We start from the raw sequence: 23925 nt of genomic DNA, 5'->3' as shown, positions 1-23925 counted from the left end.
GAGCTGACTGTTTTAACAAGTATCATATTGAACAATAAAGAGAATTCTTGGTGCTAAATTTCAATGCTACCCAACAATTTGATTACCATTGGCAACCATTATCTCAGGCACGTACGGACACAATACCAAGGTATTTAAAACGTTGGTTAAGCGAGCCTGGGTCATTAACCGCACTGTTAGAAAGCGTAGGGAAGCTCTCTGTAGAAGTCATACAGGACACATGGGGGAAACCCACTCAAAGAGAGCGCTGGACACTCGAATTACGCCCAAGAGAAGCCGTCAGAGTGAGAGAAGTCATCTTAAAAGTCGATGGCCTTGCCGTTATTTATGCACGAACCATCATTCCGGCAAAAGCACTTGTTGGACATTGGCGCTATTTAAGCAAGCTCAAGAAACAATCCCTCGGTGGGTATCTTTTTAAAAATAAGGCTCTCATACGAAGCCCTATTGAAATAGCCCTTCTCCCAAAAACGTTTTTTCATCATATCGACGACGATGTTTGGGCCAGACGATCCGTTTTTAAACAATACAATAGAAGGGTTCTGGTTAGTGAAGCCTTCTTACCATCCATCGCTCAATTACCGATAAAAAAGCAAACATCATGACTAAATTAGACGCCTATCTTCAGCTTACACGCTTTAATCGACCTATCGGCTCATTACTGCTTCTGTGGCCAACATTGTGGGGAATTTGGCTTGCAAGTAATGGCAGCCCAGAGTGGAAGGTTGTTATTATTTTTATACTAGGTGTTTTCTTTATGCGTTCCGCAGGGTGTGTCATTAACGACTACGCTGACAGACATATAGACGGATCCGTTGAACGCACTAAAAACCGTCCCATTCCTTCTGGATTGGTTACTGAAAAAGAAGCGCTATTGCTGTTTGCTGTTCTCTGTTTAGCCAGCTTTTTATTGGTTTTAATGACGGACACTCAAACCGTTTTACTGTCTTTTATTGGCCTTGGATTAGCCGCCCTCTACCCCTTTATGAAGCGTTACACATACCTCCCTCAACTGTTTCTTGGATTGGCATTTTCTTGGGCTATTCCAATGGCTTACAGTGCTCAAGGAGGGTCGTTAGGTGATCCAACTTTATGGATGGTTTTTGTAGCAAACGCTTTTTGGACCATTGCTTATGACACCTATTATGCAATGGTTGATCGAGATGATGATTTAAAAATAGGCATCAAATCAACCGCCATTCTATTTGCACAGAATGATTTATTTATTATTTCGTTGCTACAAGGGTTAGCGCTTTCTCTATTGATATGGGTTGGGGTGTTAGAGTCTCTAAATTGGCCGTACTTTGTTAGCCTTGCTGTCGCAGCCCTACTCTTTTCTCTGCAACTAAAGCAAACATGGACACGAGAAAGAAACGCCTGCTTCAAAGCTTTTCTAGATAATAATCGCATTGGGTACTGTGTGTTTATCGGTATTGTCTTAAACTATATTGTATGAACTAAGATACAAATTATGACAGTTTCATCTAATTGTCATATTTGAGCGTTCTAATAGAGCGATTATCATTTGGGAGTAGATTCCGTGGCTGGCAAAACCGTACTAATTATTGATGATGAATCATCGATTCGTGAAATGATTGCTATTGCATTAGAAATGGCTGGATATGATTATTTTGAAGCGGAAAATAGTCAACAAGCTTATGAAATCATTATTGATCATAGACCAGATCTCATTTTATGTGACTGGATGATGCCTGGCGGCAGTGGCATTGAATTAACTCGTAGGCTCAAACGAGACTCTCTAACTTCTGAAATCCCAGTTATTATGCTCACAGCAAAAAGCGAAGAAGACAATAAAATACAAGGATTAGAGATAGGTGCTGACGATTATATAACCAAACCTTTCTCACCACGTGAACTGGTGGCACGTTTAAAAGCCGTATTACGACGGGCCAACCCTCAAGGCATCGATGAACCCATTGAAGTCGATGGTTTGCTCTTAGATCCAATAAGTCAACGTGTTACCATTGGTTCGACTCCTCTAGAAATGGGTCCAACGGAATACCGTTTACTTAAATTTATGATCACTCACCAAGAAAGAGCGTACTCCAGAGCTCAGCTTTTGGATCAAGTTTGGGGAGGCAATGTGTACGTTGAAGAGCGTACTGTTGATGTACATATTCGACGCCTGCGTAAAGCCATTGGTGAAAGCCACGACTACTTAATTCAAACAGTACGCGGTACAGGGTATCGATTTTCAAGTAAACGAACAGTTCAATAAATTATGAAGAAAGTTTGGCAGCACGCTTTTATACGTTGGTCTTTAGGGCTTCTTGTCAGTTTAACTATCGGCTTTTTAACAGGCAGAGTGTTCTTATGTCTGTTTCTATTTGTTCTAATTGTCCTTTGCTCCAACCTGCACCAACTTTATCAGTTTCACAGTTGGATTCGTCGCTCTGGCAAGTCCTTACCGCCAGAAGCTTCTGGTATTTGGGGTGATGTATTTGATGCTGTTCATCGTTTGCAAAAAAAGCAACGGAAATCAAAGAAGCGTATGCGGCGCGCCCTATCTCGTATAGAAAACTCCACTTCGGCTCTCAAAGAAGGCGTCATCATGGCGGATAATTTGGGAAATTTAGAATGGTGGAATGAATCTGCAGGTCAATTTTTAGGCCTAATGAAGCCTGTAGATAGGGGGCAGCCAATTACCAATATTGTGCGTAGCCCTGAATTTTTTCGCTATTTTACTCAAAAACGCTTCTCAGACCCTTTGATTATTAAATCACCAAAATCAAAAGGCATGTACTTAGAAATTCAAACCACATTGTACGATAAAAACGATCACCTTATTTTTATTCGAGACATTACTAACCTACACTTATTAGAAGAAATGCGTAAAGACTTTGTCGCTAATGCGTCTCATGAGCTTAAAACGCCATTAACCGTGATTAAAGGATATTTAGAGACCCTAGACATGTTTAAAGACACCCTTCCTAAAAGCATGCAGAAAGGCGTCGTCAATATGACAGAACAATCGGATCGCATGGAGCAGCTCATTGAAGATCTTCTGCTGTTATCCAGATTGGAAAGTAATGACAAAAGAGAAACCGACCAATGGCATGATGTGCATGAGCTTATCAGAGCCATCGTTAATTCGGTTCAAGTAATAGGAAAAGATCACACTCTACAGATCGACATGCAATCTGATTCGAAATTATACGGCTCTTACAAGGAACTCTACAGTGCGTTTTCAAACCTAGTCGTAAACGCTATCAAATATTCTCCGAATGGCGGCAACATCATCATTACATGGAAGGCGAATTCAAAAGAAGGCGTGTTCTCTGTGCAAGACGAAGGACTAGGTATTGAAGCTAGGCACATATCTCGTTTAACGGAACGTTTTTTCCGAGTGGATAAAGGGAGAGGATCTAATACCGGAGGAACCGGCTTAGGATTAGCGATAGTAAAACACGTACTTTTACATCATGATGCAAAACTGGATATTACCAGTCAAGTGGGTAACGGAAGTACTTTTTCTTGTCACTTTGCTACTGCTCGTATACAACAGCCGCTGATACATTCTACTTAACGAAGCGGCTGTGGTTATACGCAGCACTATAAACTCTTAAACAATGCCTCTATGAATTTTTCTTTGACTTCATCTTGGTCAATCAATCCAAGCGTTACCGTTAAAAACGGTGAGTCATGTTTTTTCTCAGTTGTCGCAACACCTTGTACGTAATAATTCAACCTATTCACCGTGCCAGAAAACTCCAAATCCAATACCGCTTGCCCTAAAACGGCCGGTATAATGTCGTCACTTTTTATGAGGATGGTTGCTTCCGTTTTTGAGAATTGAATCACCATACAGCGAAATTGCTTCCCTTCAAAACGTGACACCGTCGGAATTTTCACGTCTTTCACTGTTGCACTTTTTGCTTTTACCGCTGGTTTAGCAACCGCAGGCTTTGAGGCCGCAACATGATTGGCTTTTGCTCCCGCACCTAACAGAACATCTAAGGAACCAGAAGTATGGCTTGTCATTCCTCCACCGCCTTTTTTAGAGGTGGCCGCACCGCCTGTCATCGCCGATAACGCGTCTGTTGCCGCTGGGTTTCGACTCGCTTGAGAGGTTAAGCCTGCAACTAAATTATGCTTTTTCGCAGCCGCCATCACTTTGTTTATTAGTTGCTCACTGGAAAACGGTTTTCCTAAATAATCGGTAACACCCGATTTTACCGCCTCAACAATGTGGTCTTTATCCCCTCGACTGGTGATCATTATAAAAGGGACGTCCGTTTTTTTATAATTATCCTGCTCTCTACACCACTGTAGCAATTCCACACCGGTCATTTCGGGCATTTCCCAATCACACAGCACCATATCAAAGGTTGCTTTTGACAGCATTTGCTGTGCTTTACGGCCATTCACCGCTTCTTCAAGTTGCGCAGAAGGAAACTGTTTACGCAATGTTCGACGGATCAGGTCTCTCGTAAATGTTGCATCATCTACGACTAATATTTTAATGGCCATTTTATTCTCTTACTCCAAAATTCGAATTGCCTTTAACGGCACTCTCCAATTTAAACGTTCCAACCCAAAGACGGCTTGCCGCCACAACGGCTAATGGCATAACAAATAGATTGACCAACGGGATCATCAATAACGCCATTACGATAAAACCAAATGACCAACATAAAATGGGTTTCTGCCGCAAACTTAAACGCATATTTCGAAAGTTTATTTTATTGTTATCAAACGAGTAGTCTAAATACTGAACAGAAAACATCCATGCAGAAAAGAGCAGCCATAAGACAGGAGCTGCAATATTAACGATAGGGATAAACGACACGATAAAGAGTAAAATAACTCGAGGTAAAAAGTAGGTTAATTTTTGTAATTCTCTCAACACACTGTGGCCGACAAGAGACAAAATCACAGCAAGAGAAACCGTTTCTTGTACCACTTCCCCCGTTAATTTCTCTTCTACTCTTTCCGCTAAAACTCCCATAAAAGGAGCCGCTAATATATTGACACCGATAGAAAAGCTGTAAAAAATCAAGAAAAAACTCATTAGCCCAAATAACACATAAAACAGCCAATCTAAAAAACCCAACCATGCAGGAAGCCAAGACATCATACTGTCTGTCATGTCTGTAAAAAAGCTTAAAGCAAACGTATACAAAACCGCCATAAGCGCAAAATTTGCCAAAAGTGGCGCTAAGACAAACAAGCGTAAGCTAGGGGAAAATAGCAATGGAAGCGCTTGAAAGAAAGCGCTGACCGCTTTAAAAGGATGTAAAATCACATTAAATACCGTTAAAAATTGACCGCGTTAACAATACCACGACTGCCTTATAACAACCAGTTTTCAGCTTTAGACTTACTGAATCAAATCAATAGCTTTGCCTATTCATTACGCACCTTTTTGGAGACCAATGATTAACTAAAAAATACCCTCCTCTCACAGGGTTCTTCCATAAACTCTATCAAGTCATACAGAATTTCGATTGTGTCTCTGTTTTATTTAATTGAATATCGAAAATACGGGATTGAGAGCCACACATTATTCGGCTTCCTGAAGCATTATAAAAATAGTCCATATTCATTACAAAAGGGATCAATAGCATCATGAAAAAAACACTTCTAGCCACCGCATTAATCACAGCGTCATTAGGTGCAATGCAAGTTCAAGCCGCAGACGTTCCTGCTGGCGTAACACTGGCTGACAAGCAAGAGCTTGTTCGTGGTGGCGGTGCCGAGCCTGCAACCCTAGACCCACAAAAAATCGAAGGAACTCCAGGCTCTCATAGGGCCCGAGAGTTATTTGAAGGATTGTATAGCTTAAATGGCGATGGTGATTTAATTCCTGGCGTTGCAAAAAGCTATACGGTCAATGCCGATAACACGGTTTATACTTTCAACCTTCGTCATGATGCGAAATGGTCCAACGGTGATCCAGTAACAGCGCACGATTTTGTTTACGGCTTCACTCGCGCCGTTGACCCAGCAACAGCATCGCCTTATGCATGGTTTATTGAAATCCCTTCCATTGCTAACGCATCCGACATTATCAATGGCAAAACGGCACCCTCAGAACTCGGTGTAAAAGCCATTGATGACTTCACATTTGAAGTGACTTTAGAACGCCCAGTACCGTATTTCGTAAAAATGACCGCTCACCAAACCATGTTCCCAGCACCAAAAGCCGTCATTGAAAAATTCGGTTCAGATTGGATCAAACCGGGCAATATGATTTCTAACGGCGCTTACAAAATGGACGAGTGGGTCGTCAACGAAAAAATGGTGTTCACTCGTAACGAAAACTACTGGAACAACGATAAAACCGTTATCAATCAAGTGACGTTTTTACCGATTGAATCGCCACCGGTTGAGTTGACTCGCTTTCAAGCAGGCGAAATGGACGTCAGTTACGAATTACCAAACGACCACTTTAAACAATTGAAACGTGACATTCCTGATGAAGTGATCATCACGCCTAAATTAGGTACGTATTACTATCAATTCAATACAACTAAAGCACCGTATAATGATCCCCGTGTACGTAAAGCACTGTCTTATGCGATTGACCGTAACATCATCACTAAATTTGTAACGGGGACAGGTGAGTTACCTGCGTACTCCTTCACACCAGAAATTGTAAATGGGTTTGATCCAGCAACACCTGAATACTCGACATGGACACAAAAAGATCGTAACGAAAAAGCCAAAGCCTTATTAGCTGAAGCAGGTTATGACAGCAGTAATCCTCTTGAATTTAACCTTCTATACAATACCAATGAAGATCATAAAAAGATTGCCATCGCCGTGTCTTCAATGTGGAAAAAAACCCTAGGTGTGAAGGTTACGCTAGAAAACCAAGAGTGGAAAACCTACCTAGAAACCAAAAAAGCCCAAAACTTTGATGTCGCTCGTGCCGGTTGGATTGGTGATTACAACGAAGCCTCCACCATGCTGGATTTGCTCACCACCACTCACGGTAATAACGACGGTAAATACAGCAACGCAACCTACGACAAGTTGCTCTCCGAAGCAAAAACCATGAAGGATCCATCTGTTAACTATAACAAGGCCGAAGGTGTTGCCATTGATCAAGACATGGCCGTTGCACCTATCTATCAATACACAATCAAGCGTTTGGTTAAATCATACGTTGGTGGCTACCAACCAAACCCTGAAGACAGCATTTACACACGCGATATGTACATCATTGCTCACTAATGTGTACGTTTTTGTGAAGCCCAGTACGGAGTGCTGGGCTTGTTTTTGTCGTATTTGATCTTGTTGTAATGACACACTACTAGGAACCCCTTGAGTCTTGCTCATGGCTGCCTAGTCAGGTAATAATTTTATGTTAACTTTCATTCTAAAACGCGTTTTGGAAGCCATTCCAACCTTACTTGTTTTAATCACCGTTTCTTTCTTTTTAATGCACTCAGCTCCGGGAAGCCCTTTCTCTAGCGAGCGAAGTTTGCCTCCAGAAGTATTAGCTAACATCAATGCGAAGTACCACTTGGATGAACCCGTTTTAACCCAATACTTTTATTATCTTGGTGGGTTACTACAAGGCGATTTAGGCCCTTCTTTTCGATATAAAGATTTTTCGATCAACGAATTGGTCGCTCAAAGTTTGCCTGTTTCCGCTGAAATTGGTATTTGGTCATTTGCAGTCGCTATTTTTATTGGCGTCAGTTGCGGCGTTTTTGCCGCTCTAAGACAAAATTCATGGCTAGATTACGCCGTTATGTCGTTCGCTAACTTAGGGATTGTGTTGCCAAACTTTGTTCTCGCGCCTTTGTGTATCTTATTTTTCTCAATTTATCTTCAATGGCTACCAGCAGGAGGCTGGAACGGCGGGGCATGGCCTTATCTTGTGATGCCCGTCATTGCGATGTCCACCAGCTACATCGCGCAAATTGCCAGAATCACCCGAGGCAGCATGATTGAAACCATGCATTCAAACTTTATACGTACCGCTCGCGCCAAAGGGTTACCAAAACACAGAATCATTTTACAGCATGCGATGAGGCCCGCCATGTTGCCCGTTGTATCGTACTTAGGCCCAGCCTTTGTCGGCATCATTACCGGCTCAGTCATCGTCGATGTCTATTTTGGAACGGGGGGCATTGGGCAGCATTTTATCAATGGCGCTTTAAACCGCGATTATTCAATGGTAATGGGCGTGACCATTTTAATTGGTACATTAACCATTACGTTTAACGCCGTTGTGGACATTTTGTACGCGATCATTGATCCCAAAATTCGTTATTAAAGGTTTTTACAATGCTAACTACTGATAAAAATAAAGCGGTTGAAACGTTTGCCGAACGCATCGTGGAAATCGAAGGTCGCAGCTTGTGGCAAGACGCTCGTCAACGTTTCTTATCCAACAGAGCAGCCGTTATCAGCTTAATTATATTGGGCTGCATCGCTGCATTTTCTCTTTTAGGTCCATTGTTTAGTCAATGGCATTATGAAGACATTGATTGGGAAGCCCTTTCCGACATCTCTGTTTTAGGACGCCCAGCCATTGAGTCGGGGCACTACTTTGGGACAGACACACTAGGGCGCGATATTTTCGTACGGACAATGCAAGGGGGTCAAATCTCATTATTAGTTGGCATCCTTGGCAGTGCGGTCGCCATCGTAATCGGTACGCTCTATGGGGCGACCTCGGGGTATCTTGGCGGTCGTGTTGACAGTGTCATGATGCGCTTTTTAGAAATACTCAATTCTTTCCCATTTATGTTTTTCGTGATTATTTTGATGACAATTTTTGGTCGACACATCTTTTTAATCTTTGTTGCCATAGGAGCCATTTCTTGGTTAGACATGGCCCGTATTGTTCGCGGACAAACACTAAGTCTAAAAAATAAAGAATACATTGAAGCGGCCCATGCCTGTGGCGTTTCCACTTTCCATATTATTTTACGCCACATTATCCCGAATTTATTAGGCATTGTGGTGGTGTACGCAACACTGTTAGTGCCTAACATGATATTGCTTGAATCCTTTATCAGCTTCCTAGGATTAGGGGTACAAGAACCCATGACCAGCTGGGGCGTGTTGATTTCAGAAGGCGCAAGCACGATGGAATTGGCAGTATGGCAGCTTGCATGGCCACTGACGTTCCTAGTATTAACTCTCTTTTGTTTTAACTTTCTTGGCGACGGTTTACGCGACGCTCTTGACCCTAAAGATCGCTAGGAGATGTTTATGTCCACGATAAATCAAACCCCTTTATTAGATGTAAAAGACCTACGCGTGAACTTTCGTACTCCTGATGGTTTTGTTACGGCAGTAAACGACCTCAACTTCACTTTATCTCAAGGAGAAACGTTAGGTATTGTCGGGGAATCAGGGTCAGGAAAAAGCCAAACCGCCTTCGCCTTAATGGGCTTGCTGGCAAAGAACGGGGTTATTGAAGGCAGTGCAAGCTTCGAAGGCCAGAATATTCTCACCTACACAGAAGATGAACTGAACCGCGTTCGATCTGAAAAAATCTCCATGATTTTTCAAGATCCGATGACGTCGTTGAACCCATACATGAAAGTCGGCAAGCAATTAATGGAAGTGCTCACACTTCATAAGGGCATGTCAAAGCACGATGCCTTTGAAGCATCGGTCAAAATGCTGGATGCAGTCAAAATGCCCGAAGCACGCAAGCGCATGAATATGTACCCTCATGAGTTTTCGGGAGGCATGCGCCAACGTGTCATGATTGCTATGTCATTACTTTGTCAGCCTAAACTCTTGATAGCAGACGAACCAACCACCGCACTGGATGTTACGGTACAAGCGCAAATATTAACCTTATTAAACGAATTAAAAAGCGACTTTAATACCTCCATTATCATGATTACTCACGACCTTGGGGTTGTTGCCGGATTGTGCGATAAAGTCTTGGTGATGTATGCAGGCCGCACCATGGAATACGGCTCTACTGACGACGTATTCTACCGTCCAACTCATCCTTATACTCAAGGATTGTTAAGTGCCATTCCTCGCTTAGATGGCATGGAGGGTGAATTGACAACCATTCCTGGTAACCCACCCAATTTATTGCACTTACCGACAGGTTGTCCTTTCCAAGAGCGTTGCGCACATGCATCAGATCGCTGCTTTGTCGACGCGCCCACATTGACTACACACGATAACAACAGTCAACGCGCATGCCACAAACCAGTGAAGGAGTTAGTAGCCTAATGAATAACGTAATTATGGAAGTGAATGACTTGAAGGTTCATTTCAATATTAAAAATGAAAATGCATGGCCATGGGAAAAAGGGCGACCACTCAAAGCCGTTGATGGCATCAGCTTAAAAATTTATGAAGGTGAAACCCTTGGTGTGGTCGGGGAATCAGGTTGTGGCAAGTCCACTTTTGCTAGAGCCTTACTTAGATTGCTGCCTATCACAGAAGGTAATGTAGTGTGGCTAGGGCAAGATCTTGTCTCGCTAGATAAACAACAAATGCGCGATAAACGACAAGAACTGCAAATGATCTTTCAAGATCCCCTTGCGTCTTTAAATCCGAGAATGACGGTCGGTAATATCATTGCGGAGCCATTACGTACTTTTAAGCCTGAGCTTTGCGAGGGTCAAGTAAAAGAAAAAGTTCGACGTATTATGGATCGCGTCGGTTTGCTACCCAATGTAATTAACCGCTACCCTCATGAGTTTTCAGGTGGTCAATGTCAACGTATTGGCATCGCTCGAGCACTTATTTTAGAACCTAAGTTGGTCGTTTGTGATGAACCCGTTTCGGCATTGGATGTGTCTATTCAAGCTCAGGTTGTTAATTTATTGAAAGAGCTGCAACAAGAAATGGGATTGGCATTGGTGTTTATCGCCCACGATTTAAGTGTGGTAAAGCACATATCTGATCGCGTACTTGTTATGTATTTGGGAAATGCTGTCGAATTAGCAGACAAGCATTCTCTTTATGATTCGCCTCAACACCCTTACACCAAGGCCTTATTGTCTGCCGTTCCTGTGCCCGACCCTGAAATTGAAAGAAACAAAACCATTCAACTGTTAGCGGGAGACCTTCCATCTCCAATCAGCCCGCCATCAGGATGTGTTTTTAGAACTCGCTGTCCACACGCAAATGAACGCTGTGTCGTGACCCGTCCTCAGTTACAGCCTATCACTTCGTCGCATCAGGCTTCCTGCTTACGTTTGGGGGAACTCATCGACGGATAAACCGAATACACAACTGACTCTTAGCGTTGTAAAGAGAACCCTCCCTTTAACGCCACCGATTGCTGTGGCGTTTTTTTACTGCATATAGGCAAGCTTGTTTGTAACCACACGTTGTTATTGTTAGTCTTCAATATCGATTATTTATCTAACATCGTCTTCAGTTCAAGCATTTATTCTTTGAACGTTATGTTTACTGCATAAAAGGAATTTATAAATCTCATGGCCCACTTCAATACAAAAGCCAAGACCCAAAACTGGTTACTGAGCATTTTTTCCATTTTTGGTGTTTTTATTCTGTTGGTCGTTGTTCTTACGATTAACACCAGCAGTGCTATCCAGAAAAGCCGCTACAAAGATACTTTTGATCAAACGTTGTGGAAAACACTGCAATTACAAATCCAATATCACCGTTTCATAAATTTTGTCTCTCAGATAACTCCTGAAGACCTTCCTCTCAACGGTGCATTACAAACAGAATACGCTTATTTAGTGAATCATGTTGATATTTTAAGGTACAGCGACATACACAAGATTATTAATTTTTTTGATGAAAGTAACCCAGTAAAATTGATCTACTTTATTCATGGAGAAGTAAATCTTCTCTCTACTGATGTTGATTCTATTGAACAAAATAATTCACTGAACACTCAAATATTGCTGCGCAATCTGCACAATGTTGAATTAAAAATAAAAGAATTAGTCAGAGTTACCAACAAAAGCCTAAATTACTACGTGTCCATTCAACAACAAGAATTAGACAGAGACGTAGATAAAATCACTTGGCTTGTTTGGTTTCTTTTTGCATGCTTGTGCTTTTTTATCGTACTAACATCTATATTTCTCTATAAAAATAGTAACAATGTAAAAAATATAACAAAGCTCTCTTCAGAATTAGAGTCCATCACAATGAACAGAATGCGGTTTCTTTCTGTGCTAAATCATGAATTAAGAACCCCCATAAACGGTATTTTAAGCATTGCCAGTATTTTGAATAAATCAAAAGTAAATGCTGAACAAGCAGACATGCTGCGATCCGTACATGATTCGGGCAATACCGCTTTAAATAACTTAAATGCGTTTTCAGATCTATCTCGATTAGAAGCAAACAAATTAGCCCTTAATTTCTCTTATGGGAATTTACATAAACAGTTAGAAGAAACCTGCCAAAGAGTAAGTAATAGCGGTCGCTACCCTCAGAACCATCTTTTCAGTTTTATCGATTTAAACCTTCCAAGCCACACCTACAGTGATTTTGGGCGCTTGAATCAAATTTTTTCCTCTTTATTAGAAAATGCTTTTCTTCATGCATCAACACACAACGTCAGTATTGTTATTAGAGAGTCCCCCTTAAAGACAGACCAATGGAGACCCGATTTTACGAAAAGCTTAGATGCATTAATGATTCAAGTGTCCGTACGAGCCGCAGGCATTACCTTAACCGAAGAACAACGCGACGCCATCACATCCAGCTTTTACTACTTAGAATCAGATGATTCCCGAAAATACATGTCAGGGCTTAATCTGTCCATTTGTTATCAACTCGCCAAAGTATTGGGTGGCCAATTGCAGTTTTCCACTCAACATGGGATGGGTGATGAGTTTTGGATGGACATTCCTATCTATTTTGATAAACGCATCAATAAAATTAAAGAAGAAGTGGCCATGACAAAAGCATTCACTCTACTGGAGGGTAAAAAAGTACTTATTATCGAAGAAGAACAACCCGCTCGAATTATTAGTATGCAAGTTAGTTCTCTAGGCATGATCCCTATTTTAGAAACCGATAGGCTAACTGGCCCACTTACCATGCAAGTGGACATCGTTATTATCAGTGATGACGCCTATTTAGATGAATTGTCTTTCCAACAAATTTTAGCATTGGCGAGTAATCAATGCCTGATACTCTCCTCGGAAAGGTGTAGCCAGAGTCAAACTAAAGACTTATCTAATGGATCGTTTTGCTTTCCTCTCACACAGTTGGAGTTAAGAAAGACGCTCGTGCATCATTTCCAAAAATAATATAATGAAGAATGACAAGCTGAATTAGAAAGCACCGATAGACCAATTAAAGTCGGTTGATTTAACAAAAATTTCAACAAACTGTCCAACGCCTAACTGATCTTCTTCATCAAAACGATCTTTTACAGGGCTGTCTAAGTCCAGTACGCCAATTAGGGCGCCCCCATCAAAAATAGGAAAAACAAGTTCTGAACGAGTATCACCATCGCAAGCGATGTGACCAGGAAATTGATGCACATCCGCGACTCGCTGAACCGTTTTTGTCGTTGCTGCGGCGCCACATACTCCTTTTGTCAGAGGAATACGGGGACACGCCACTTTGCCAACGTAAGGCCCTAACACCAGCTCTTGACCTCTAGAAAAGTAAAAACCCGCCCAATTTAAGTCTGGTACACTTTGCATAATAAAAGCGGACAGTTGCGCTGCGTTACAAATCAAATCACGCTCTCCATAAAGCAAACTTTCTAATTGAGCACTTAACTCTTTATAAAATACCGCTTTAGGAAGCGACTCATCAATATTGATATCGAACATCTACACACCATCCCGATTGAATTCAAATGATAAAAAGAAACCATAATAGTAAATAATAAAAAGTGAAATCAACATAAAAGAAACACATTAAAAAAGCCGTACCTTCATTAGAAGATACGGCTTAATCATACTAAGCTCGGTGTTAAAAATGTCCGTGCTTATTTTATCTCTTCATCCAAATCCGAGATAGGAGTATGGCGAACATCAACACCTTTAATCATATAAATTAAATGCTGACAGGTATGTCGTGAATAATCTCCGATGCGCTCTAAAGAGCGTAAAATCCAAATCACATTCAACACACGACTAATACTACGAGGGTCTTCCATCATATAAGTCACCAATGAACGCAGCGCCGTTTTATATTCCATATCAACGGTACGGTCTCTTTTCGCCACTTTTATCGCCGCCTCTAGATCCAATCGTGCGTAAGCATCCAGTGCATCATGAATCATAGAGGATACAATTTGACCAATACGATTGATTTCCACATAACCGCGCGGAGACTCACCTTCTTCAATCAAGGCAATCGTTAGAGATGCAATCTTTTTGGCTTCATCACCCATACGTTCTAATTCACCAACCGCTTTGTTGATAGACATAATTAAGCGAAGATCGGATGCGGCAGGCTGACGACGAGCAAGAATACGAGTACATTCTTGATCAATCAAACCATCCAGTTGATTCACCGTAGCATCTCTGTCCTTCACTTCTTCCGCCAAGCTGCTATCGCTTTCTAATAATGCTTGAATCGCATCACCTACTTGATTTTCTACAACACCGCCCATGGTTAGAAAGTGCTGACGCAACGCTTCTAGTTCAAGGTTAAACTGCTGAGAAATATGATCTGTTGTTAATTCTTTCATGTGCTTCGTCCTCTGCCCTAATCCTAACCGTAACGACCAGTAATATAGTCTTCTGTTTGTTTTTTCGCTGGGTTAGTGAACAAACTATTGGTATCACCAAATTCGATCAAATCCCCCATGTACATGAATGCAGTATAGTCTGACACGCGCGCTGCTTGCTGCATGTTGTGCGTTACGATAGCAATGGTGAAATCACTTTTCAGCTCATGGATCAGTTCTTCAATTTTTAATGTTGAAATCGGATCCAATGCGGACGCAGGCTCATCCAGCAATAACACTTCTGGTTTCACTGCAACAGTACGAGCAATAACCAAACGTTGCTGCTGACCCCCAGACATACCTAATGCACTCTCGTGAAGGCGATCTTTTACTTCATCCCACAATGCCGCTGAACGCAATGCCCACTCAACAGTTTCGTCGATAACACGTTTCTTATTGATACCCTGAATACGCAAGCCATAAGCCACATTTTCATAAATACTTTTCGGGAATGGGTTTGGCTTCTGGAATACCATACCAATACGACGACGCAGTTCAGCTACATCTGTACCTTTTTGATAAATGTTATTATCATGAAGGTTAATTTCGCCTGTGATACGGCAGCTATCAACCAAGTCATTCATACGATTAAAGCACCGAAGAAGCGTCGACTTACCACAACCCGATGGTCCGATAAATGCCGTTACTTTCTTCTCAGGGATAATCATATCTACCCCTTTCAATGCTTCTTTTTCGCCGTAATAAAGGTGCAAGTCCTTTACTGAAAGGCAAACGGTTTCGTCTTCGATGTTCAACGCTTGTTGACTGCGCTGCATCGCTGAAATATCAATTGAGTGTGTTTGTTCTTCGCTCATAATAATCTCTTCTTCTCCGCTTACATTTCTAGCGATTTGTATTTTTCACGTAGGTGGTTACGAATAGTCACTGCTGAGAAATTCAACAAGGCAATAACCATCACAAGTAATAACGCTGTTGCATACACTAATGGACGAGCCGCTTCTACGTTAGGGCTTTGGAAGCCAACGTCGTAAATGTGAAAACCTAAGTGCATGAATTTTTGGTCTAGGTGAATGAATGGGTAGTTACCATCAAGCGGTAACGTTGGCGCTAATTTCACGACACCGACCAACATAAGTGGTGCAACTTCACCCGCAGCACGCGCAACAGCAAGAATGACACCTGTCATAATCGCAGGGCTGGCCATTGGTAATACTACACGCCATAAAGTTTCGGCTTTAGTCGCACCCAATGCAAGGCTGCCTTCACGAACATTACGAGGGATACGAGATAGCCCCTCTTCTGTCGCCACAATAACCACAGGTACAGTCAAAAGTGCTAAGGTAATCGACGCCCACATTAAACCACCCGTACCAAAGGTAGGGGACGGCAAAGCTTCTGGGAAAAACGCTTGGTCAATACCAGAACCTAAGAAGTAGATAAAGAATCCTAGACCAAACACACCGTATACAATGGAAGGCACACCCGCTAAGTTATTTACCGCAATACGGATAACTCGAGTAAAGAAACCCTGTTTTGCGTATTCACGCAGGTACACAGCGGCTACAACACCAAATGGCGTTACCAAGACAGTCATTAACAAAACCATCATCACTGTACCGAAGATCGCAGGGAACACCCCCCCCTCCGTGTTCGCCTCACGAGGATCGCCGGTTAAGAAGTCCCACACTTTACCAAAGTAGAACCCCATTTTTTCCACAAAGCCCATCGCATTAGGACGGAAAGCGTGAACAATTTTAGACACCTGCATTTCATGAACCGTACCGTCCATCACTTGTACCGTGAAAGTATCACGGTTGATCTGCTGGTAAAGGTCAGCCAATTGTTGCTGAAGCCCTTTGTATTGCTCGTCGTAAATAGCACGCTCAGCGGCAAGATCGGCTTCGATCGCTGCGGTTAACGTATCATTCAATTCATAACGACGTTGCTCTAAACGAATACGCTCAAGAGCATGGTTGATTTTACCGATGTCGGTTTTCTCAATATCCTTGATCTCGTCATGAATTTTAGCAGCACGCTTTATGCTGTTTTCAAACGCTTCCCAAGTCGCTAAAGCAGATACAGTAGGTGTGATATCCTGAGTTTCAGATACAACCTGCCCCCCTTCTTTAACCGACCTAATGTAACCGTATAGGTTACCCCACTCATGTCGCTCTGCAGTAAACAGCATTTCAGGTGTTTGAGAATCGCTAATGTATTGGTCAATGACCCAACCAAAATCCGCACCGTAAACATCACGGTTACCCATTTTAAGTAGAGTCCGTTGTAGTAGCTTGTCACCTTCATCAGGAAGGTTAATACCCGCTTCGCGTAACTGAGAAGAGGTAACATCGACGCTTTCTACTCGCTCAGCGGTTATTGTATAGGCCTTCTCACCCGGTAATGCATAAGTCGATTGAACCACATCGGCTGGCCAAAAATGACCCAAACCGCGAATCGCAATCAAAAGAAGTAAACCGATTACCATGATGACTGAGATTGATACTGCTCCAGCGTTCAACCAAACCCATGGATCACCTGATTTAACCCATTCAGATACGGATTTTTTTTCCATTTTCATTTCAGTGCTCATTATAACGACCCGTATTTTTTGCGTAGGTGCTGACGCACAGTTTCAGCGATGGTGTTCACTATGAAAGTAAAAATAAACAACACAAACGCCGCCAAGAAAAGAATTCGATAGTGTGAGCTACCCACTTCAGACTCAGGCACTTCCACCGCCAAGTTAGCGGCCAAGGTACGCATACCTTCGAAGATGTTGAAGTCCATAATCGGTGTGTTACCTGTCGCCATTAAAACGATCATGGTTTCACCTACCGCGCGGCCCATACCAATCATCACCGCAGAGAAAATACCTGGGCTGGCCGTTGGCAATACAACACGAACCATGGTTTGCCAGTAAGTAGCACCCAAAGCTAACGAACCTTGCGTTAAGGTTTTTGGCACACTAAAGATGGCATCTTCGGTAATCGAGAAGATCGTCGGGATAACTGCAAAGCCCATGGCAAAACCAACCACCAAGGCATTACGCTGATCGAATGTGATACCTAGATCATTCGTAATCCAACCACGCACATTACCGTCAAACATATACAATTCGATTAGCGGGCTCATACTTAAGCAGAACAAAGCGAGCAATACAATCACAGGAACCAAAAGCAATGGCTGCCAGCCATCTGGAACCATCCAACGGATATTTTGAGGTAGACGTGACCAAAGGTAAGCAAATGCCACAATACCAACAGGTAAAATCAGCAAGATGCTAAATGTAGCCGCTAAGTTTTCTTCAAGGAAAGGCGCGAAGAATAGACCTGCTAGGAAACCCAGAATTACGGTCGGCAACGCTTCCATCAATTCGATAACTGGCTTCACTTTACGGCGCAATGCAGGCGCCATAAAATAAGCTGTGTAGATAGCACCACAAATAGCCAAAGGCACTGCCATTAACATCGCGTAGAACGCAGCCTTCAATGTACCAAATACCAATGGCATTAAGCTGTATTTCGGCTCGAAATCGTTATCCGATGCAGATGACTGCCAAGTGTATGTCGGTTCTTGATAGTCTTCGTACCACACTTGCTCCCATATGGAAGACCAAGAGACCTCAGGGTGCTCATTGTCTACGTAGAAGAAGCGTAATCCCTGACTGTCTTCAAGCAACAAACCGTTGGCACGCGGCGCAAAACTAATCAATCGAGCACTGTCATCACTCAGTTGTTCATCGATCACCTGAGTCTCAGACGTCGCATTGTAGATAGACACAAAACCACGCTCATCCAGTGTCGCAAAACCTTTACGTCGTTGCTCCATGGCAACATTCACTAAGCCAGAAACCTGATTGATATCACGGATGAAGTGCAGTTTCTCTTCGTTGGTTTCATTATCACGAACATTAAACCATTGACTAACACGACCTGAAGAGTCCGCTAGCATCACCGACGTATTACCCAATAGGTAACTCATAGACACCAACTGAGCGTCGCCCTCTAGCGTATCAAGAGTATTTTTCAGGGTCACATTGTTAAGGTCACGAATATCAAACTCGTTTAATTGACCAGAATCGGTAGCAACGTATAGATAACGCTGATTACCACTAACCAATAAACTGTGTGTATTTTCAATAAAAGGCAAAGACGCTTTTACTTCCGTCAGTTCCACTTCTTCTGTTATGAAGTTAACGTCCTTAGAGACTTTCAGAATAGTGCTTTGAGACTCACCTGATGCCGCCATGGTGAAACCGTCTTCACCTTCACGGAACGACAAGCTAGAAATAGCAAAATCCGCGACTTGAATCGCGTCTTTACCATAAGGATATTCAACAAGTGGTGTAATTTGACGTTCACCATCTGGGTAAGAGATTCGGTAACTGTGTTTCGTCACCAGAACTTTACCGTCGCTGTAACCAAACGCCAGCAAACCACTTGTATTCGACTCCACTGCAAAACCAGTGATAGCCTCATTACGAGGATTGCTGACTGTTTCAACAACAGAACCGTCAGCAGTAGAAAAGAACACAATGCTGCCATTACTTGCAACACGCATCCCTATTTCAGCTTGCTCTTCTGTAGTTAAATAAAGACTTTCCCCTTCTTGCTCTGCTGGTAAAGCATAAGTGGCTTTAGGCTCAATAGAGGCGCCAGCAAACAGAGGTGCAACTTCATAAAGAAGGTAAAAACAAATCAGCAATACAGCCAGTATTACACTGCTACCGCCGATGGCAATACCCATTCCTGCCATACGGTCTTTCAGGGCTCGCATTTTACGGTGACGCTTCAAAGCTGGTGTATCAAAATCCAACTCGGGCATCTGATGGTCAGTTGTGTTAGTCATCCGATTTCATCTTTTTTTGTGGCATTTTTATGACAAAGGCTAGATCGCAAAAAGCAAGGTGGTGAAAAACACCACCCTGCTTTAGGTATTCAATCCAACTTATATTAAACTTACTTGATACCTAGTTTGTCTAAGTAACGATCAGCAACTTTCGCTGGTAGAGGTACGTAACCGTCTTTTACTACAACTTCTTGACCAGTCTTGGAAAGAACCATTTTCACAAACTCACGCTGTAATGGCGCTAATGGCTTGTTAGGCTCTTTGTTTACGTATACCCATAAGAAACGAGACAGTGGGTAAGTACCTTTCGCTGCATTTTCTAAAGTAGCACCGACAAAAGCGTCACCTTCTTTCTTAGCAATTGGTAAAGCACGTACTGAAGACGTTTTGTAACCGATACCAGAGTAACCAATACCGTTCAGAGACGTAGAAACAGACTGTACAACAGAAGCAGAACCAGGCTGTTCATTTACACTGTTTTTGAAGTCACCTTTGAAAAGAGCATTAGACTTGAAGTAACCGTAAGTACCAGATACAGAGTTACGACCGAACAATTGAACGTCACGGCCAGCCCAAGCACCAGTCAAACCTGCTTTACCCCAATTAGTGATATCTTCACTGTGTCCACCTTTACGAGTAGAAGAGAAGATTGCATCAACTTGTGGAAGAGACAAGCCTTTAATTGGATTGTCTTTATGAACAAAAACCGCTAAAGCATCGATAGCAACGGGAATAGCTGTTGGCGCATAACCGAATTTCTTCTCAAAAGCAGCGATTTCTTTGTCTTTCATTTTACGAGACATAGGGCCAAAGTTAGAGGTACCTTCAGTCAATGCTGGTGGCGCAGTAGAAGAACCCGCCGCTTGAATTTGAATGTTAACATTTGGATAAAGACGCTTAAAATCTTCAGCCCATAATGTCATCAAGTTTGCCAACGTGTCAGAACCGACACTGGATACATTACCTGAAACACCACTTGCTTTAGTATAAGAAGGAAGCATTGGATCAACATCAGCCATTGCGTTAGCAGAAACACCAACAGCCGCAGCCATTGTTAAACCTACAACTAGATTTTTCATCATTATCAACCTCAGTGGTTACGTCTAAATTAAAGGATAAATCCCATATATTTCGTTATGATTGATACTATAAAAGAGGAATATGACAGTTATGTTAAAGGCTGAAATTAATTTGGAAAAACACAGATTTATTTTAAGACGCTTGTTTTTAAATGGATATAGAGCGTTTTATAATTTTTCAAAAGAAAGAAATAAGAAAGTAAAAAACTGTCATAAAGGTAATTGCCAGTAAAAACAATGACGGTGGAGTCTTTTCATATATTAAAGACTTAATTAACCGTTCTCCCTGTTTCAAATATTCCCATCGCCACAGTTATCCAATAAACTGACCCTTCAAAATTTTATTCGACTTTATCTCAGTCACTATAATTAAAAATCTCGATCACTATAATTAAAAAAATATAGGTACTTCAATGATTAACAAACTTGTCTCTTTGGCTGAGGCCGTTTCCATATATACAGGGAAGTGTGTGGCTTGGCTAACGTTAGTAATGATGCTACTTACTTGCCTCATTGTTCTGTTGCGATACGGTTTTAATATCGGCTCCATCGCTTTACAAGAATCTGTTCTCTATCTACATGCTTTAGTTTTTATGATGGGTGCCGCTTATACCTTTAAAGACGATGGACACGTTCGAGTGGATGTTTTCTATCGCAATTTTTCAGCAAGAAAAAAGGCGTGGGTAAACATTATCGGCGGCGTTTTCTTTTTATTACCTATGACCTTATATACTGGCTATCTCAGTATGGACTATGTAGGTTCCTCATGGCGAGTGCTGGAAACCTCTCAAGAACCCGGTGGTCTGCCTTTTGTTTACTTATTGAAAACACTCATTCCTTTAATGATGATCAGCTTAATCATTCAGGGCCTTGCTGACATTGGTAAAAGTGTTGGTGTATTGCAGTCGTCTTCTAACACCCTGACTGAGAAAGGACAATAAAATGGTTGAATTAATCCCTATATGGCTCTTTGTGGCTGTCTGCATTTGTTTAATGTTTGGTTATCCTGTTGCATTTTCTCTTGGTGGTACAGCGCTTATTTTCGCGGGTGTTGGTAGTTTAGCTGGTACGTTTGATAGCGTTTTTTTGGAGGCTTTACCAAACCGTTTATTTGGCATTATTCGAAATGAAACGTTAATCGCAGTTCCCCTCTTTGTATTAATGGGTGTTTTGCTGGAAAAATCGAAGCTGGCGGAAAAATTACTCGACAGCATGGCCATGCTTTTTGGCACATTACGTGGTGGTTTGGGCATTTCCGTTATTCTAGTGGGAGCGCTGCTTGCCGCCAGTACCGGCATCGTGGGCGCTACCGTAGTCACCATGGGCATGATCTCTCTACCAACGATGCTACGTCGTGGTTACGACCCTTCTCTTGCTGCAGGGACTATTTGTGCAACAGGAACATTAGGCCAAATTATACCCCCTTCTATCGCCTTGGTATTATTAGGTGATGTCATGTCTAATGCCTTCCAAAAAGCGCAATTAGAGATGGGAGTTTTTTCTCCAAAGACCGTTTCTGTAGGCGATCTTTTTGTTGGAGCCCTGATCCCAGGGCTTATCCTTGTTGTATTGTACATTGTGTATGTATCCATGGTCGCATGGTTGCAGCCTCACAAAGCGCCTGCCGTTTCTAAAGAAGAGTTACGTCAAGGTTCAACTGAATCCATTACGATGATGTTAATCAAAGGGTTGGTACCACCACTAGCATTAATCATCGCAGTACTAGGCTCAATTTTGTCCGGTATTGCAACACCGACCGAAGCCTCAGGTGTGGGAGCATTGGGTGCTGCAATTCTGGCTTTGGTGAGCGGTAAACTGAATCTAGAAACACTAAAGGAGGTGGTTTACTCCACCACAAAAGTCACCGCAATGGTCTTTTTGATATTGATTGGTGCATCGTTGTTTTCTTTAGTTTTCCGAGGGTTTGGTGGTGAAGAATTGATTCATGAGTTCTTCCATGGACTGCCAGGTGGCGTATTCAGCGCCATGATCATTGTTATGATTGTGATGTTTTTACTTGGGTTTATTTTAGACTTCATCGAAATTACTTTTGTGGTTGTCCCCATTGTTGCCCCTGTTTTATTGGCAATGGGCTTGGACCCAGTTTGGTTGGGTATCATGATGGCAATCAATCTACAAACGTCATTCTTAACGCCGCCTTTTGGTTTCGCTCTGTTCTATCTTCGCGGCGTAGCACCAAAAGAATTGAAAACAGCGTCTATTTACAAAGGTGTGATACCTTTCATAGGCATTCAAATATTTGTCTTAATACTGCTAACCATTTGGCCTGAATTGGCAACCTGGTTACCATCTATTGTTTATAGTTAAAAGTTATGGTGTATAGTTAATATTTATAACCAAATAATAGCGGCTTAGGCCGCTATTACTTTTCAGACCTACCTTATTTTTACATAAAGAGAGGAACCGTTAATGAGGTCCGTTCAAATACAACACTATGGTCCAGCCAATGAGCTTGCTTTAGAAAACGTCGCCACTCCCACCATTAGCGCAGGTCAGATCCTCGTTGCGGTCAAAGCCGCTGGCGTTAACCCAGTTGATACTTACATTCGTTCAGGTACCAACAATTACACAGCAAACTTTCCTCATACTCCGGGGCTAGATGGCGCAGGTATTATTACTCAAGTTGGGCAGGATATTGACGGCTTCCAAGTCGGTCAACGAGTGTATTTTAGTCGCAACTTAACGGGGTCCGCTGCTGAATTCGCTGTGTGTATGCCTACGCATACGTTTCCTCTTGCTGATGCATTAAGTTACGAAGAAGGTGCTTGTTTGGGTATCCCATATACCACAGCCCATAGAGCATTATTAGGCCGAGCCAACGCCAAAACAGGTGAAAACGTATTGGTTCATGGCGCAACAGGCGCTGTCGGTATTGCAACCATTCAACTAGCTCAAGCAATGGGAATGAACGTGGTGGCGAGTGCAGGTACAGATGAGGGCAAAGCATTATTAATAAAACAAGGCGTTAGCACGGTATTGGATCATACCCAGCCTGATCATCTGTCTCCTTATCAATCACTTGATCAAGGTTTTGACGTCATCATCGAAATGCTCGCTAACCATAACCTTGACCAAGATATAAAAGCACTCGCATTGGGTGGCCGTGTTGCGGTTGTGGGCAATCGTGGAACCGTAGAGATAAACCCAAGAGACTTAATGGCACGAGATGCAGCCGTGATGGGGGTTGCACTAGCAAACATCAAACCATCTGAACTGAATTTAATCGCTCGATCCCTTTACCCATTACTGAATAGTGGCCTTTTAAAACCCGTCATTCGTCAGGTTTACCCATTAACTGACTTAGCGAAAGCACATGAGGACGTTTTGAAATCCGGTGCTCAAGGTAATTTAGTCGTTAAAATCGAGTAAATAGGC

21 protein-coding genes are annotated in these 23925 nt (G+C 42.3%); 13 read left to right on the top strand and 8 right to left on the bottom strand.

The window, feature by feature from the left end; genetic code table 11:
• Positions 1-50: 50 nt before the first annotated feature.
• The 4 genes from ACMUMJ_RS05495 to phoR all read left to right on the top strand — a co-directional run bounded on the left by ACMUMJ_RS05495 (position 51) and on the right by phoR (position 3547).
• Entirely contained in the window at positions 51-605 is a 555-nt protein-coding gene (locus ACMUMJ_RS05495) for a chorismate--pyruvate lyase family protein (protein ID WP_414677787.1), read from the top strand.
• Positions 602-1456 carry a 4-hydroxybenzoate octaprenyltransferase gene (gene ubiA, locus ACMUMJ_RS05490; protein WP_414677786.1) on the top strand — a complete coding sequence of 285 codons (855 nt, stop codon included), beginning with the start codon at positions 602-604 and terminating at the stop codon, positions 1454-1456. Before ACMUMJ_RS05495 ends, ubiA begins: the two co-directional genes overlap by 4 nt.
• Positions 1457-1540: 84 nt before the next feature.
• Positions 1541-2239, top strand: coding sequence for a phosphate regulon transcriptional regulator PhoB (gene phoB / locus ACMUMJ_RS05485; protein ID WP_414677785.1), 699 nt, complete (start codon positions 1541-1543; stop codon positions 2237-2239).
• Positions 2240-2242: 3 nt separating this feature from the next.
• Positions 2243-3547, top strand: a complete 1305-nt coding sequence (phoR, locus tag ACMUMJ_RS05480; RefSeq protein WP_414677784.1) for a phosphate regulon sensor histidine kinase PhoR — start codon at positions 2243-2245, stop codon at positions 3545-3547.
• A gap of 26 nt (positions 3548-3573) precedes the next feature.
• Here the strand turns inward: phoR and ACMUMJ_RS05475 are convergent, their stop codons facing one another.
• Together ACMUMJ_RS05475 and cysZ are read right to left on the bottom strand one after the other, a co-directional pair.
• The gene (locus ACMUMJ_RS05475) at positions 3574-4491 is read right to left on the bottom strand and encodes a response regulator (RefSeq protein WP_414677783.1); all 918 of its coding nucleotides are present in this window, start codon (positions 4489-4491) and stop codon (positions 3574-3576) included.
• A 1-nt stretch (position 4492) separates the two neighbouring features.
• Complete coding sequence (cysZ, locus tag ACMUMJ_RS05470) at positions 4493-5266, bottom strand: sulfate transporter CysZ (protein WP_414677782.1); 774 nt, start codon at positions 5264-5266, stop codon at positions 4493-4495.
• Between the two features lie 323 nt (positions 5267-5589).
• Between cysZ and ACMUMJ_RS05465 the strand changes: the two genes are divergently transcribed.
• The 6 genes from ACMUMJ_RS05465 to ACMUMJ_RS05440 all read left to right on the top strand — a co-directional run bounded on the left by ACMUMJ_RS05465 (position 5590) and on the right by ACMUMJ_RS05440 (position 13202).
• A complete protein-coding gene (locus ACMUMJ_RS05465) occupies positions 5590-7200 on the top strand; it encodes an ABC transporter substrate-binding protein (protein WP_414677781.1) in 1611 nt (536 codons plus the stop codon).
• 130 nt (positions 7201-7330) lie between these two features.
• Complete coding sequence (gene oppB, locus ACMUMJ_RS05460) at positions 7331-8251, top strand: oligopeptide ABC transporter permease OppB (protein WP_414677780.1); 921 nt, start codon at positions 7331-7333, stop codon at positions 8249-8251.
• 11 nt (positions 8252-8262) lie between these two features.
• Complete coding sequence (gene oppC, locus ACMUMJ_RS05455; RefSeq protein WP_414677779.1) at positions 8263-9186, top strand: oligopeptide ABC transporter permease OppC; 924 nt, start codon at positions 8263-8265, stop codon at positions 9184-9186.
• Between the two features lie 9 nt (positions 9187-9195).
• Positions 9196-10185: an ABC transporter ATP-binding protein gene (locus tag ACMUMJ_RS05450; protein ID WP_414677778.1), complete on the top strand. Its 990-nt coding sequence runs from the start codon at positions 9196-9198 to the stop codon at positions 10183-10185.
• Positions 10185-11183 carry a murein tripeptide/oligopeptide ABC transporter ATP binding protein OppF gene (oppF, locus tag ACMUMJ_RS05445; RefSeq protein ID WP_414677777.1) on the top strand — a complete coding sequence of 333 codons (999 nt, stop codon included), beginning with the start codon at positions 10185-10187 and terminating at the stop codon, positions 11181-11183. Before ACMUMJ_RS05450 ends, oppF begins: the two co-directional genes overlap by 1 nt.
• 219 nt (positions 11184-11402) lie before the next feature.
• Positions 11403-13202, top strand: coding sequence for a sensor histidine kinase (locus tag ACMUMJ_RS05440; protein ID WP_414677776.1), 1800 nt, complete (start codon positions 11403-11405; stop codon positions 13200-13202).
• Between the two features lie 24 nt (positions 13203-13226).
• Here ACMUMJ_RS05440 and msrC read toward each other — a convergent pair whose 3' ends face one another.
• The 6 genes from msrC to ACMUMJ_RS05410 form a co-directional block, all read right to left on the bottom strand.
• Complete coding sequence (gene msrC / locus ACMUMJ_RS05435) at positions 13227-13736, bottom strand: free L-methionine (R)-S-oxide reductase MsrC (protein WP_414677775.1); 510 nt, start codon at positions 13734-13736, stop codon at positions 13227-13229.
• Between the two features lie 158 nt (positions 13737-13894).
• Positions 13895-14602, bottom strand: a complete 708-nt coding sequence (gene phoU / locus ACMUMJ_RS05430; protein ID WP_414677774.1) for a phosphate signaling complex protein PhoU — start codon at positions 14600-14602, stop codon at positions 13895-13897.
• Between the two features lie 23 nt (positions 14603-14625).
• On the bottom strand, positions 14626-15456 hold the full coding sequence (gene pstB, locus ACMUMJ_RS05425; RefSeq protein ID WP_414677773.1) for a phosphate ABC transporter ATP-binding protein PstB: 831 nt from the start codon (positions 15454-15456) through the stop codon (positions 14626-14628).
• Between the two features lie 20 nt (positions 15457-15476).
• Positions 15477-17192 carry a phosphate ABC transporter permease PstA gene (gene pstA / locus ACMUMJ_RS05420; RefSeq protein ID WP_414677772.1) on the bottom strand — a complete coding sequence of 572 codons (1716 nt, stop codon included), beginning with the start codon at positions 17190-17192 and terminating at the stop codon, positions 15477-15479.
• Positions 17192-19450, bottom strand: a complete 2259-nt coding sequence (locus ACMUMJ_RS05415; RefSeq protein WP_414677771.1) for an ABC transporter permease subunit — start codon at positions 19448-19450, stop codon at positions 17192-17194. Before ACMUMJ_RS05415 ends, pstA begins: the two co-directional genes overlap by 1 nt.
• Positions 19451-19560: 110 nt before the next feature.
• Positions 19561-20529, bottom strand: coding sequence for a PstS family phosphate ABC transporter substrate-binding protein (locus tag ACMUMJ_RS05410; RefSeq protein ID WP_414677894.1), 969 nt, complete (start codon positions 20527-20529; stop codon positions 19561-19563).
• A gap of 413 nt (positions 20530-20942) precedes the next feature.
• Between ACMUMJ_RS05410 and ACMUMJ_RS05405 the strand changes: the two genes are divergently transcribed.
• The 3 genes from ACMUMJ_RS05405 (at position 20943) to ACMUMJ_RS05395 (ending at position 23919) form a co-directional block, all read left to right on the top strand.
• Positions 20943-21470 (top strand): TRAP transporter small permease subunit, encoded by a 528-nt coding sequence (locus ACMUMJ_RS05405; protein ID WP_414677770.1) that lies wholly within the window; start codon positions 20943-20945, stop codon positions 21468-21470.
• A 1-nt stretch (position 21471) separates the two neighbouring features.
• Positions 21472-22857 carry a TRAP transporter large permease gene (locus ACMUMJ_RS05400; protein ID WP_414677769.1) on the top strand — a complete coding sequence of 462 codons (1386 nt, stop codon included), beginning with the start codon at positions 21472-21474 and terminating at the stop codon, positions 22855-22857.
• A gap of 102 nt (positions 22858-22959) precedes the next feature.
• On the top strand, positions 22960-23919 hold the full coding sequence (locus ACMUMJ_RS05395) for an NADPH:quinone reductase (protein ID WP_414677768.1): 960 nt from the start codon (positions 22960-22962) through the stop codon (positions 23917-23919).
• The last annotated feature ends 6 nt before the right edge of the window (positions 23920-23925 follow it).

Origin of the sequence: Marinomonas phycocola, from assembly GCF_047525455.1 — a bacterium.
GTDB lineage: Bacteria > Pseudomonadota > Gammaproteobacteria > Pseudomonadales > Marinomonadaceae > Marinomonas.
Note: the sequence above shows the minus strand (reverse complement) of the source record. Positions and strands in the feature narration are given on the sequence as shown.